This window comes from Streptomyces sp. SID3343 (assembly GCF_009865215.1).
In the GTDB taxonomy this organism is placed as follows: Bacteria; Actinomycetota; Actinomycetes; order Streptomycetales; family Streptomycetaceae; genus Embleya.
Map to the genome: position 1 here is coordinate 18739 of NZ_WWJX01001300.1, position 12642 is coordinate 31380.

A 12642-nucleotide genomic window follows, 5' to 3' on the forward strand; every position below is an offset into this window, starting at 1 on the left:
CGCTCAGCCACCTCCCGATTGGCGTGGGCACGGCTTGCAACTGCGGTAGTGCCGATACGCCGCCAGTATCCACGGCGCGGCTATGGCAATGGCAAAAAACTCGCCATCGCGCGCGCGTCCTTTGAGGTGTAGAACGACCGCGAAGAGCGCGGCGGTGCCGAGAATCAACATGGTCAGCACGTTCGAGTGAATGATCTTCAACGCGACCCAAGTCGTCGACGAAGCCCGCTTCTTGACCGTGTTCTCGACGAATCTCTTGCGCCAGGGGTCACCCATCACGACCTGCCGATCGTGGTCGCCCGTCGGCGTGCACGTCGGAGGCATCGCCCGACGACACGGCCGACGTGCCGTCGCCGACGACACGGCCGAAAGCCGGCCGAATCTACAGCCTGGGGCGGCCGTCGGTCACCGTCTCCGATGCCGTGTGCCACCCGGGAGGGCCTGGACATACGCGGACTCCTCTCGTCCGGTGTCGCATTGCGCCCGTCGACCGGGGCCACGTCGGCCCGGCGGCGGAACTCACGGTGGTGAGGTGACGGCTCGGCTCCTCGTTGCACAGGCCGCGCTCATAGCGCGGCAAACCGGTACGTTCCAGTTGACCTTGTTCAGTGTGGCCAGTGGGCGGGACAGCGTCAAGGGGCGACCGGCCGGCTGCGTTGCGTAGCCCGCACGATCGCCCCTTGGACGTATTCCCTTGCACTCTAAGGGCTCTGACGATGTGTCAGATGAGCCGCCGATGATCTTCGGCCACTCTTGACCGACCGTCAGATCCGGTCCGCCGGGATCCGGCCCATCCGCCCGGACTTGAAGTCGTCGAACGCTTGAGCCAGTTCGGCGTGCGTGTTCATCACGAAGGGGCCGTACCAGGCGACTTCCTCCCCGATCGGCTGACCGCCGAGGACGACCAGTTCGAGGTTGGGCTTGTTCGAATCCTGCTTGTCATCGGCCTGGAGGTCGATCGTGTCCCCTTCGCCGAACACCGCGAGCTGACCGGTTTTGAGCGGTCGGCGGTCGGTACCGACCGTGCCGGAACCGGCGAGCACGTACACGAGCGCGTTGTAGTCCCGGCGCCACGGCAACGAGAGCCGCGCACCCGGGTTGACCGACGCGTGCACCAGGGTTATCGGCGTGTGCGTGATGCCGGGGCCGTCGAAGCCACCGACCGAGCCCGCGATCAGCCGCACGAGCGCGCCGCCGTCGTCGGATCCGAGCAGCTTGACGTCGCCCGCGCGGATGTCCTGGTAGCGCGGGTCGGTCATCTTCTGCTCGGAGGGCAGGTTGACCCACAGCTGGATGCCGTGGAACAGGCCACCGCTCGTCACGAGCGCCTCCGGCGGCGCCTCGATGTGCAGCAGGCCGGACCCGGCCGTCATCCACTGCGTGTCGCCGTCGGAGATCACCCCGCCGCCGCCGGCCGAGTCCTGGTGCACGAACTCGCCGTCGATCAGGTAGGTGACGGTCTCGAAGCCGCGGTGGGGGTGCCAGGGGGTTCCCTTGGGCTCGCCCGGCGCGTAGTCCACCTCGCCCATCTGATCCATCATGATGAACGGGTCGAGGTAGCTCTGGTTGACGCCTGCGAACGCGCGACGGACCGGAAAGCCCTCACCCTCGACACCGCTCGGAGCGGTCGTGACGGCGAGCACGGGGCGCGGACGCGCGTCGAGACCGGGTTCCGGCAGACGCGGCAGGGCCAGCGGGTTGGAAACGGTGACGGCGGGCATGGCCTGCTCCTGCTCCTCGAAGACGATACGGACCGGGATCCCCCAGCCTCGTGACGTCTCCAACAGTAGTTGCCCCCTCAACATTCCCCACGCGGAGTACCTCCTCGGCCGGCAGGGCGGGCGGGCTTTTGGGGGCGGGGCGCCTTTGGCGGGGCCTGGGCGCGTGGTGCGGTCGGTGCCTTTGGCGGGTTGGGTGCGGTTCCGCCTTTGGCGCGGCGCGTGGGGACGGGGCGCCTTTGGCGGGGCCTGGGTGCGTGGTGCGGTCGGTGCCTTTGGCGGGTTGGGTGCGGTTCCGCCTTTGGCGGGCTGGGGTTTGTTCCCACCCGCACCACCCGTGGCGTTTTGGGATGGATGCTGCGGTGTTCGGGCGGTGGGGTGGGGGTGGTCGGGCCTCTGGGCCAAGGGCCTGACGGGGCCGCCTTCGTCGCCTGAAATCCGCAGCCGCTCCCGATCAGCCGACGGGTGGTGCGGGTGGGAACAAAACCCGCGCGCCAAAAGCGCAACCGCAGCTCCGGCCCGCCCGAGACGCCCCGCGAGCCCGCGCCACCCGCCAAGCCGCAAGCCCAAGGCGCCAAAAGCGCAATCCGCAGCCCCAACCCGCCCGAGACACGCCGCAGGCCCGCGCCACCCGCCAACCGCAAGCCCAAGGCGCCAGAAGCGCGACCGCAGCCCGAGACGCAACGCGCCACCCGTCACGCCGTCAAGCCGCAAGCCGCAAGCCGTCAAGGCCAGGGTGTCAAGCCGGCAGCGCCTGGTTCACGCTTGGTAGGGAGCGGCGGCTTGCCAATCGGGCCAGGGTCGTGTCCACCGAATCGGGCGACAGGATCTGATCGAGCGCCATGAACGCGCACCCGGTCAACCCCGCGGCCTCCCCCAACACGCTGGGCACGATGCGCAGTTCCCGGGTCGCCACCGCGGTGGACCGCTTGTACACAACCTCCCGCACGCCCGCCAACAACGGATCCCCCGCGTCCGCGAGGTCGCCGCCCAGCACCACGACCGCAGGGTTCAACACGTTCACCACACTCGCCAGCACCTCGCCGAGCATCCGCCCGGACTCGCGCACCAGCCGGACCGCCTCCGGCTGCCCCGCCGCCGCCAACGCCACCACGTCGCGCACGCTGGAGACCCCGCGCCCGTCCGGGAACCGCACCCCGTGCGCGGCCAGTGTCTCGATCAAGTGCCGTCCGCTGGCCAGGACTTCGAGACAGTCCACGTTGCCGCACCAGCAGCGCACGCCGGTGCCGCCCGCGACCGGGATGTGTCCGATCTCGCCCGCCGCGCCGAGCGCGCCGCGGTACACCTTGCCGTCGGCCACTATCCCGGCGCCGATGCCGGTCGACGCCTTCACGAACACCAGGTCGCCCGCGTCGGCGCGGGCCCGATACTCGCCCAGCGCCATCACGTTCACGTCGTTGTCCACGTACACCGGTACCGGCAACCGGCGTTGCAGGGTCGGGGCTATCGCCACGCCGTCCCACCCGGGCAGCGTCGGCGCGCCCGCCGCGCGGCCCGTACCGAGTTCGACCGGGCCCGGCACCGCGACACCCACGCCGCGCACGAGGGCGGGGTCGTACCCCTCTTCCGTGAGCATCGTGTCGATCCACTCGGGCAGGCCGTTGAGCACCGCGTCGGGGCCGCGCTGGGCGGCCATCTCGGTCTCGCGGCTGGCCAGCACCCGGCCGGTCAGGTCGCACACCGCGAGTTGACCGCGGCTGCTGCCGAGCGAGGCGGCGAGCACGAAGCCGCCCTCGGGGTTGAGTTCGAGGCGGATCGGCGGACGCCCACCGGTGGACACGCCGTCGGCGCGCTCGGCGAGCAGACCGGCGTCGACCAACTCGTCGATCCGGGCCGCCACGGCGGATCGGGACAGGCCGGTGAGCCGCGCGACGTCCGCCCGGGTCTCTGCTTCCCCTTCGCGCACGAGGCGAAGGACCTCGCCGGCGCTGCTGTGCGGAATGGGGTTCGCGCGTCGGGCCATGCCGTCAAGTGAACCAGGATGGGTTTCCCTCGGTCAAAGCCCTAAGTTCACGACTTCGTCACCCGAGCGTCACTCTTTTGCTTGCCAACCGGCAAAAGTACCCCTAGTTTGGTACCCGAACCGGCAGAGCAAGCCAGTGACAGCAGGGGCACGGAGATCGTGAGCGAGCAGAAGACCCACCCGACAGTGGCCGCGGTGACGAAGCGCATCACGCTTCGCAGTGCCGCCACCCGCTCGGCGTACCTGGAGCGGATCCGGGCCGCGGCCTCCGAGGCGCCCGCACGTGGCCAGTTGGGCTGCGCGAACTTCGCCCACGGGTTCGCGGCGTGCTCGCCCGGCGACAAGCTCGGACTGCGCGGGAGCGGCCTTCAGGGTCCGGTCAAGCCCAATGTCGCGATCGTCTCCTCCTACAACGACATGCTTTCCGCGCACCAACCGCTGCGCACCTACCCCGAGCAGCTCAAGCTCGCGGTCGCGGCGGCCGGCGGAGTGGCCCAGTTCGCCGGCGGCGTGCCCGCCATGTGCGACGGGATCACCCAGGGCCGCGCGGGCATGGAACTCTCGCTCTTCAGCCGCGACATCGTCGCGATGGCGACCGCCGTGGCGCTCGCGCACGACATGTTCGACGGCGCGCTGATGCTCGGCGTGTGCGACAAGATCGTCCCCGGCCTGGTGATCGGCGCGCTGTCCTTCGGACACCTGCCGACGATCTTCGTGCCGGCCGGGCCGATGTCCTCGGGCCTGCCCAACAAGGAGAAGGCGCGCGTACGGCAGCGCTTCGCCGAGGGCAAGGCGACCCGTGAGGAACTGCTCGACGCCGAGGCCGCCGCGTATCACGGTGTCGGCACGTGCACGTTCTACGGCACCGCCAACACCAACCAGCTCGTGATGGAGGTGCTCGGCCTGCACCTGCCGGGCGCCAGCTTCGTGCACCCCGACCAGCCGCTGCGCAAGGCGCTGACCGACGAGGCCGGCCGCCGGGTGGCGGCGACCACGGCGCTCGGCGACCCGACGTCGCTGGTGCGCGAGTACACGCCGATCGGCGAGGTGCTCGACGAGAAGGCGTGGGTCAACGCCGTCGTCGCACTGCTCGCAACCGGTGGCTCGACCAACCACACGCTGCACCTGGTGGCCATGGCGGCGGCGGCCGGGATCATCCTGACCTGGGACGACTTCGCCGAACTGTCCACGGCGGTCCCGCTGTTGACCCGGATGTACCCCAACGGCGCGGCGGACATCAACCACTTCCACGCCGCGGGCGGCACCGCGTTCCTGATCGGCACGCTGCTCGACGGCGGACTGCTCAACGAGGACGTGCGCACCGTCGCGGGCGAGGGCCTGAACCGCTACCGCCGCGAGCCGCAGCTCACCGAGGACGGCTCGATCGTCTGGGTCGACGGCCCGACCGAGAGCCTCGACCTGGAGGTACTGCGGCCGTACGACAAGCCGTTCGCGCCCGACGGCGGCCTGCGGATGCTGCACGGCGACCTCGGTCGCGCGGTGATCAAGGTGTCGGCGGTCGACCCGTCGCACCACGTGGTCTCCGCGGTCGCCCGGGTCTTCGACGGGCAGGCCGAGTTCCTGTCGGCGTTCGAGAACGGCGAGTTGAACCACGACCTGATCGCGGTACTGCGCTACCAGGGCCCGCGCGCCAACGGCATGCCGGAGTTGCACAAGCTCATCCCGGCGCTCGGCGTGCTCCAAGACCGCGGCCACCATGTCGCGTTGGTCACCGACGGCCGGCTCTCCGGAGCGTCCGGCAAGATTCCGGCCGCGATCCACTGCACTCCCGAAGCGGCCGCCGGCGGCCCGATCGCCAAGGTGCGCGACGGCGACGTCATCACCGTGGACGCGGTCGCGGGCACGTTGACCGTCGACGCCGACCTGACCACCCGCGAAGCCTCCGGCTCGGCCTTGACCGACGCCGAATGGGTAGGCACCGGACGCGAGTTGTTCACCGCGCTGCGCGCCGGGGTCGGCCCCGCCGACCTGGGCGCCGGCGTGTTCGGCGCGGTGGCGGTTTCCGATGCGCCGACTTTCGCCGCATCGACTCACGACGCAGTGACTTTCGACGGAGCGGGCGCGTGACCGGGATCGTGGAACAACCGACACCGGACCGCCCGTGGCTCGTCGCCGACATCGGCGGCACCAACGCGCGCTTCGCCGTGGTCACCGAACCCGGCGGCCGACCGCATCGCGTGCTGGGTCTGCGCAGCGAGGACCACGTGGACCTCGCCGCCGCGATCGAGGACTACCTGGACCGCTCCGGCACCGCCCGCCCCGCCGCGATCTGCGCGGCCGTCGCGGGCCCCGTGCACGGCGACCGGTTCCGGCTGACCAACGGCGCGTGGGTGCTCTCGATCGCCGAGACGCGCGTCAAGCTGGGCGTTCCCGACCTGCACCTGGTCAACGACTTCGAGGCGCTCGCGCTCTCGCTGCCGCACCTCACCGGCGAAGACCTGATCGTGGTCGGCGACCGCGTACCCGACCCGACGCTGCCGATGGCCGTGCTCGGCCCCGGCACCGGGCTCGGCGTGGCGGGTCTCGTACCGGTCCCGGGCGGCGGCTGGGTGCCGCTGCCGGGAGAGGGTGGGCACGTCCTGCTCCGCCCGGCGCACGGTCCGGACGCCGCGGCCCTGGAAGTACTGCGCGAGGAGCGCGGCGGCCTGGGCACGGTGACCGCCGAGCACGTGCTCTCCGGTCCCGGACTGTGTCGACTGCACCGCTGTACGGCGGCGGTACACGGAGTTCCGGCGGAAGCGCTGAGCCCCGCCGACATCTCCTCGCGAGCATTGGCCGGGAGCGACCCGGTGTGCGTCGCGACGGTCGAGACGTTCTGCCGACTGCTCGGCACGTTCTCCGGTGGCGTGGCCCTGACCATGGGCGCTCGCGGCGGTGTCTTCCTGGCCGGCGGCATCCTGCCGCGGATCACCGAGATGCTGCTCAAGAGCGAATTCCGAATGGGCTTCGAGACCAACCCGACGATGGCCCCCTACCTGCACCGCATCTCCACGGCACTCGTGGTGGCCCCGCACCCGGCGCTTCGCGGCGCCCAGGCGTGGCTGGACGCGCGCAGCACCAAACTCGTGGAGGTGGCGGCGTGAGCACGTCCGCTCTTGACCTTGCACCGGTGATCCCGGTCGTGATCGTGGACGACGTCGAGTCGGCCGTACCGCTGGCCCGCGCGCTGGTGGCGGGCGGCCTGCCGGCCGTCGAGGTCACTCTGCGCACGCCCGCGGCGCTGGGCGCGATCGAGCGGATCGCGGCCGAGGTCGAAGGCGCGTACGTGGGCGCGGGCACGGTACTGACGCCGGAGCAGGCCAAGGCGGCTGCCGCGGCCGGGGCCCGGTTCCTGGTCACGCCCGGGTGCACCGAGACGCTGTACGGGGCACTCGTGGACACCGGCCTGTCGTTCCTGCCGGGGACGTCGACGGTCTCCGAGGTGCTGCGGCTGCGCGAACTCGGGGTGCGGGAGATGAAGTTCTTCCCGGCCGAGGCCGCAGGCGGCGCGCCCTACCTCAAGTCGCTGGCCTCGCCGGTGCCGGACGTGCGGTTCTGCCCGACGGGCGGAATCACCCCGGCCTCGGCGCCGACCTACCTGGCGCTGCCGAACGTGGCCTGCGTCGGTGGCTCGTGGATGCTTCCCGTCGACGCGGTCGCCTCGCGCGACTGGTCGCGGGTGGAAAAACTCGCTCGCGAAGCCTCGGGGCTGCGTGGGTGACACAAAAACGTCCCCTGGCGCGCTCTGCCCTGAGGTGCGCCAGGGGCACGGACCGCGGACGTTGGGCCGTATGAGGGTTCGGCCCACGAACCGGTAGGTCGTATGAGGGTTCGACCTACGGAGCCCGCGATACGGGACCCGCTCTTCGGCGAGGAGAGCGGGTCCTCTCTTTGTCCGGATTTCCCGTGGTCGGGAGGCGCACTCCTGACCTCGGGAAACCGGGCGCCACCTGCGACTTCAGTCGGTCCGACGACTCTCGGTCCGAGATGCCGTGAAAGCGTGGCTTGTCTCACTCTGTCTCACCCTGATTCACGTCCTGACCAGCGCTTGCGGGCCATGCGCGGGCCACGTCAGGACTTCGGCGTCTTCCACGCCTTCAGGGTCGCCGAGATGCGGTCGTTGTCCTGCTTCACCGTGCCGTCGATGCACTTGGCGTAGACCTTCAGCAGCACGTCGACGCTCTGCCCGGCCCGCCGGGCGACCTCGGTCGGTGCAACGCCGGAGTTGAGCCACAGGGACACGCACGCGTGCCGCAGGTCGTACGGCCGCTTCGCGAGCGGAGAGGCCACCTGTGCGGGCGTCAACACCTGCTCCCGGGCCTTGGCCCACTCCAGGCGGTACGCCTTGTCCTGGACAAGGCCACCGACGGCACTGCGGAACAGCCGGCCATCGGGAGCCGTTCCGTAGCGGTAGACGTGCCACCGGAGCATGGCGACAAGCTCGGGTGGGATGGGGATCGAGCGCGACGCCGACCGGGCGCGGGACTTCAGGCCGCGGTCGTCGTGCGCGTCACCGCTGTCGGTCCACGCGGTACCGACGCGCGGGCCGGACTTGGAGGGGCACAGCTCTCCCCATCCGCGCTTCGGCAGAGTGCATTGGTCGGTGCGGAGCTTGACGACCTCGGCACATCGCATACCCGCGAAGTAGATGCAGCCGAAGAACGCGGCCAGGTGCCTTCCTCTCTTGCCCTGGGCGTAGACCCGCGACAACAGCGCGTGCGCCTGAGTGGGGTTGACCACGCAGGCCGGTTCGACCTGGTTGTCGTCGTCGTCGCGTTCCCACGAGACCTTGTCGAGCGGGTTGCGGTCCAGGCGCTCTTTCTCGATCGCGTAGCCGACCGCGGTGCGGAAGACAGCCCGCTTGTTGATGAACGTGGACGCGGCGGCGCGCTTGCCGTCCAGCCGCACCGACATGGCGCCGAGCACCGCGCGCACAGAGTCGGCGCTTTCAAGGGTGCGAACCGGCAGTGAGTTGGCCTCGATCCACGCGAGCATTTCGTGGGCCTCTGCGGGCGGCTCCTGCTTCCACCGGTGCACGTTGAAGCCCCACAAGTAGAGCACTTGGTAGAGCTGCTTTGGATCGGGCGCACGGGCGTCCTTGGCGGTCAGGGCAACCGTCGCCGTCGACAGGCCGACGACAAGGCCCATGCGCCTCTTGGCGGAGCTGCGCGGCCACTTCATCTCGATGAAGTCGCGAGCGTGGGCGTACCACGTGACTTCGGTGCGCGCGGCTTCGATGGCGCGGACCTCGGACATGGGCAGCCCGGATTCGGCGTCGAACGGCTCACCGCGGTTGATGGCCGCAATGAGGTCCGCGCGACGCCCGTCGGCCATGGTCTTGTTGGCGTGCGTCGATCCGAACTCTTCGGCACCGACCCGCCACCGGAGTTCGGCAGTCTTGCGCCCATTGCGGTTGCGGACAGCCCAGATCCGGACGTCGAACGAAGGGGTGGGCATGCGGTGTTCTCCCCGAGATTGGCGCCGGGCCCGGTCGACCGGGCCCGGCGATGGCAGATCAGGCGGACTTCTTGAGACCGGCCCACCAGGCGTCAAGGTCGGCCCGGTGGATCCGGAGGTGACCGTTGGGCAGAGGGGTGATCTCGGGCGCCTCGCCGCGAGCACGCATGCGGTAGAACGCGGCGCGGGACATGCCGATCTCCTCAAGCACCTCGGACAGCTTCAGCGCTGCGGGACGCTTCACTTGCCCTCGCTTTCGTCGGTTCCGGACAGCCCGGACAGGTCGTATCCGAGCTGTCCGGGGTGATTGCGCAGGTCAGGTGGGGTAACCGGACACCCGGACAGCTCGGACACCTCCGGGCCGGTCGCTGTCCGGGTGGCGGTGTCCGGGTAGTACCGACCCCCGGCATCCTTGGTGAGCTGTCCGGCGTCCGCCATGCGCGAGCAGGTGCGGCGCACGGTGTCGGGGTCGACGTCGGGCAGCGCGGCGGCGATGTCCTTCGGCTTGGCGCCGGGGTTGGTGCGGACGTGGCGCAGGATGACCGCGCGGGTGTCGCCCATGGTGTGGTCGGACGCCGGTCCGTCGAGCAGGTGCCACGCACCGGATTCGGGCGTGAAGGTCAGGGCGTATTCGGCTTCGTCCACGTCGCGACCGGTGACGTGTAGGACGCTGTCGGCCTGCCCGCGGGCCCGCTTGAGCACGAGCGTGGCGTCCGCCGCGCCGGCGAGTCCGTTGGTGCCGGACACCTCGGCGAGGAAGTCGTCACTGCCCGCCTTGCGGACGTGGTGGACGAGAACGACGGCCACGCCGTAGTGGTCGGCAAGGGCCTTGGCGCGGCCGACGGCGGCATAGTCGGCGTCGTAGGCGGACGCTCCCGGCGCGCTGTTGCCGCGCATCTTGGCGAACACGTCGATGACGACCATGCGCGCGTCCGGATGGCGATCCAACCAGCTCGCGATTGCCTCGCTCCCACCCTGGGGGAGTGGAGGGCACGACGTCGCCAACGTGAGCCCGTGCGGTGCGGGACGGCCCGCGAGCAACTTCCCCATCCGGGACTGGAGTCGGCGCGCGGTATCCTCAAGAGCCAGGTAGAGAACGGGTCCGCCGTCCACGGGGATGCTGTCGAACGCAAGGCCACCGGACGCGACGCACAGCCCGAGTCCCAGCGACATCCACGACTTGCCGACCTTCGGCGGACCGCAGAGCAGGCTCACGCCCTCGCAGAGGATGCCGGGCACGGCCCACCGCGGTTCGGGGAAGTCCATGCCCATGAGTTCGTCGGCGGTCCACGCGGTCTTGATCCTGGGCGGTGTCGCGGGAACCTGCGCGCCGTCGTCCTCGGCCGGGACGGCGCGCAGGTGCTCGGACAGTGCCGGTCGCGGTGTGGCGCTCACGCGGCGACCACACGCGGACGACCCTTGCCGGCGGCAAGGCCGGATCGGATCGTGCGCTGTGCCTCGCGGTCGCCCTGTCCCACCTGAAGCGCGGCGGACATGAGCCGGTTGGTCACGTCCACCTCGGACAGTTCGCCACCGGCGACGAGTTGGCCGAGAGCGACCGCCGAGAGGTAGACCGCGATGTTGTGACGGTCCGACGCCGAGTTGAGAATCCGGTCGACCTGACCGGATACCGCAGCTTCCAGGTAGGCCGAGTGGCGATCGTTGGGGATCGCGATCTGAACCGGTTCCTGAGGCGGCAACGGCGCGGGCCGCAGTAAGCCGGTGAGCCACGACGGCAACGGGGCCGGTTCGTTGTCCACGACCGCGGTGTATGCCTGCTCGCCGATGACGCTGCCGGCGGCGACGACGTAGCCGCCGTTGCCGCGGGTGTCGACCTTCCACCCGATCCGCCCGGCCGTGTTGCGCAGTTCGACGCTCTCGGGCGCGCGGAAGTACAGGTGCTGTCCGCCACTTGCCGTACGGACGGTGTACGTATCGCCCGGGTAGGGCTGCCTCGCCTTGTCGGCGAGCAGGTAAAACACGTCGGCACCGTCGGCCGCGCCCTGCTCGGCCCACTCATCGGGCGCGCTGTCGTCGGCGCTCTTGGGCTTGTCCAGGTCGACCACGAGCAGCCCGGACGGGCCGGTGGCCACGCCGATGTTGTACGGGCCGTGGTCCCAGCACCGGCCGATGCGCTCGGCGTCGGTGGTGGCACGCTCCGGCCACTTCGCCACGACCGGCTTCTTGCCGCCGGGGGCGAGCGGGAAGACGTGCCACCCGCGCTCGGCAAGCACGAGCGCGGTGGCCTTGAGGGGGTTGAGGTTCGGTCGGCTCATGTCGCCTGCTCGGTCGGTCCGGTGGCTCGGGCGATGAGCGAGGCGACGGTCAGCACGGTGGGGCTGTCCCAGTTGCTCAACCAGTCGATGATCAGCCGGTCGTACGAGCCGAGTTGCACACGAGCGTCGGCGAGCGCGCGGTGAAGCAGGGCGCGATTCTCGGCGCCGGTCTGGCACTCGATGCCGCGCGGTTCGGCGTGCAGCGGTTCGCGCGGTACGGGGACCTCTCGGATGGGCTCTGTCATGCTGGTTGTCTCCTGTCTGCTGATGTGGTGCGGGAGCCCGGGGCGACCGGTCGACTTGCCGGAAGACGGTCGCCCCGGGGCGGGTTCAGTGGGCGCGGTGGGTGACGGTGGGCAGGACGTCGCGGTGTACGTCGCGGTGGTCGATGTCGACGTCGGTCCCGGCCGCGTGCAGGTGTTCGGCGATGCGGCGGGCCATTCCGACGCTGCGGTGGCGTCCGCCGACGCATCCGGTCGCGATCACGATCGGCCCTCCGGTGTCGGCGAGCAGGCCGCGCGCGGTGTCGGCCGCGTTGGTGGCGACGCGCTCGATGCCGGGCGTGGCGAGCACGTGCGTGTAGACGGCGTCGTCCAGGCCGGTGAGGTAGCGCATCGCGGGGTCGCGGTGCGGGTTGCGGAACAGCACCCGCAGGTCGTACGTGATGGTTGCGGTGGGCGGGTCGTCGTGGCCGTAGCCGAACGAGACGATGCGAACGAGCGGGGCGTTGGTCATCGGTGTCTCCTGGTTGTCGATGCTGCGGATTCGGCGGTCTAGAACGGCGGTTCGGCGCTGTACGAGGTGCGCGGGCGGCGGCCGAGCGGGATGCGGATGCGCGGGCCGTCGTTGCACGGGCATGTGACGACGTCGGGCTCTTCGGGGTGGACGGCGCTGCCTTCCCACCAGCCGCCTTCACCGCGGCAGTCGGGGCAGTGCGGGTCGGCGCCTCGTTCGATGTGGACGGCGCGGTGGGCGCGGTAGATGAACCAGCGGCGGATGCGCACGCGGGGTGTCTCCGTTCAGCCGATGGCGGACGTGAGGGCGTCGACGATGCCGGTGACGAACGTCGCGGTGGAGTTGTTGAGCGAGGCGGCGAACGCGGTGGTGGAGAGGTTGACGCCGGCGACGAACAGGCAGAACCCGGCGAGCTTCGGGGCCTTGTTCGAGGCGAGCAGGGCGAACGCGGCGAGCAGGAGGATGACGGGCA

Annotated in this window: 14 protein-coding genes; 3 read left to right on the plus strand and 11 right to left on the minus strand. The window is 70.5% G+C overall.

Features of this window, described 5'->3' with window-relative positions; translation table 11 throughout:
* Nucleotides 1-3: 3 nt before the first annotated feature.
* The 3 genes from GT354_RS41055 to GT354_RS41065 form a co-directional block, all read right to left on the minus strand.
* The gene (locus GT354_RS41055) at nucleotides 4-279 is read right to left on the minus strand and encodes a hypothetical protein (RefSeq protein WP_161361738.1); all 276 of its coding nucleotides are present in this window, start codon (nucleotides 277-279) and stop codon (nucleotides 4-6) included.
* Nucleotides 280-764: 485 nt separating this feature from the next.
* On the minus strand, nucleotides 765-1721 hold the full coding sequence (locus tag GT354_RS41060; protein WP_161361764.1) for a pirin family protein: 957 nt from the start codon (nucleotides 1719-1721) through the stop codon (nucleotides 765-767).
* 736 nt (nucleotides 1722-2457) lie between these two features.
* Nucleotides 2458-3702, minus strand: coding sequence for an ROK family transcriptional regulator (locus GT354_RS41065; protein ID WP_161361740.1), 1245 nt, complete (start codon nucleotides 3700-3702; stop codon nucleotides 2458-2460).
* A gap of 159 nt (nucleotides 3703-3861) precedes the next feature.
* Between GT354_RS41065 and edd the strand changes: the two genes are divergently transcribed.
* From edd to eda, 3 genes are read left to right on the plus strand one after another with little or no spacing between them, the layout of a single operon-like run.
* On the plus strand, nucleotides 3862-5790 hold the full coding sequence (gene edd, locus GT354_RS41070) for a phosphogluconate dehydratase (RefSeq protein ID WP_346012412.1): 1929 nt from the start codon (nucleotides 3862-3864) through the stop codon (nucleotides 5788-5790).
* Complete coding sequence (gene glk / locus GT354_RS41075; RefSeq protein ID WP_346012413.1) at nucleotides 5787-6806, plus strand: glucokinase; 1020 nt, start codon at nucleotides 5787-5789, stop codon at nucleotides 6804-6806. The genes edd and glk overlap by 4 nt, the downstream gene beginning before the upstream one ends.
* Nucleotides 6803-7423, plus strand: coding sequence for a bifunctional 4-hydroxy-2-oxoglutarate aldolase/2-dehydro-3-deoxy-phosphogluconate aldolase (gene eda, locus GT354_RS41080; protein ID WP_161361743.1), 621 nt, complete (start codon nucleotides 6803-6805; stop codon nucleotides 7421-7423). Before glk ends, eda begins: the two co-directional genes overlap by 4 nt.
* A gap of 350 nt (nucleotides 7424-7773) precedes the next feature.
* Here the strand turns inward: eda and GT354_RS41085 are convergent, their stop codons facing one another.
* The 8 genes from GT354_RS41085 to GT354_RS41120 form a co-directional block, all read right to left on the minus strand.
* A complete protein-coding gene (locus GT354_RS41085) occupies nucleotides 7774-9159 on the minus strand; it encodes a site-specific integrase (protein WP_161361745.1) in 1386 nt (461 codons plus the stop codon).
* 58 nt (nucleotides 9160-9217) lie between these two features.
* A complete protein-coding gene (locus GT354_RS41090) occupies nucleotides 9218-9403 on the minus strand; it encodes a helix-turn-helix domain-containing protein (protein WP_078976223.1) in 186 nt (61 codons plus the stop codon).
* Entirely contained in the window at nucleotides 9400-10554 is a 1155-nt protein-coding gene (locus GT354_RS41095) for an AAA family ATPase (protein ID WP_161361747.1), read from the minus strand. The genes GT354_RS41090 and GT354_RS41095 overlap by 4 nt, the downstream gene beginning before the upstream one ends.
* Nucleotides 10551-11435, minus strand: a complete 885-nt coding sequence (locus GT354_RS41100) for a bifunctional DNA primase/polymerase (RefSeq protein WP_161361749.1) — start codon at nucleotides 11433-11435, stop codon at nucleotides 10551-10553. The genes GT354_RS41095 and GT354_RS41100 overlap by 4 nt, the downstream gene beginning before the upstream one ends.
* Complete coding sequence (locus GT354_RS41105; protein ID WP_161361751.1) at nucleotides 11432-11680, minus strand: hypothetical protein; 249 nt, start codon at nucleotides 11678-11680, stop codon at nucleotides 11432-11434. Before GT354_RS41105 ends, GT354_RS41100 begins: the two co-directional genes overlap by 4 nt.
* Before the next feature lie 85 nt (nucleotides 11681-11765).
* Nucleotides 11766-12170: an RNase adapter RapZ gene (locus GT354_RS41110; protein WP_161361753.1), complete on the minus strand. Its 405-nt coding sequence runs from the start codon at nucleotides 12168-12170 to the stop codon at nucleotides 11766-11768.
* A 38-nt stretch (nucleotides 12171-12208) separates the two neighbouring features.
* Complete coding sequence (locus GT354_RS41115; RefSeq protein WP_161361756.1) at nucleotides 12209-12439, minus strand: hypothetical protein; 231 nt, start codon at nucleotides 12437-12439, stop codon at nucleotides 12209-12211.
* 15 nt (nucleotides 12440-12454) lie between these two features.
* Nucleotides 12455-12642: hypothetical protein (locus GT354_RS41120; protein ID WP_161361758.1), on the minus strand; the 188-nt coding region annotated here is incomplete at its 5' end.

Excerpts from the sequence above, each read along its gene's own strand:
- GT354_RS41065 (WP_161361740.1), bottom strand. The coding sequence starts at position 3,702 with ATGGCCCGACGCGCGAACCCCATTCCGCACAGCAGCGCCGGCGAGGTC.
- GT354_RS41085 (WP_161361745.1), bottom strand. The coding sequence starts at position 9,159 with ATGCCCACCCCTTCGTTCGACGTCCGGATCTGGGCTGTCCGCAACCGC.
- GT354_RS41110 (WP_161361753.1), bottom strand. The coding sequence starts at position 12,170 with ATGACCAACGCCCCGCTCGTTCGCATCGTCTCGTTCGGCTACGGCCAC.
- GT354_RS41060 (WP_161361764.1), bottom strand. The coding sequence starts at position 1,721 with ATGCCCGCCGTCACCGTTTCCAACCCGCTGGCCCTGCCGCGTCTGCCG.
- GT354_RS41100 (WP_161361749.1), bottom strand. The coding sequence starts at position 11,435 with ATGAGCCGACCGAACCTCAACCCCCTCAAGGCCACCGCGCTCGTGCTT.
- GT354_RS41105 (WP_161361751.1), bottom strand. The coding sequence starts at position 11,680 with ATGACAGAGCCCATCCGAGAGGTCCCCGTACCGCGCGAACCGCTGCAC.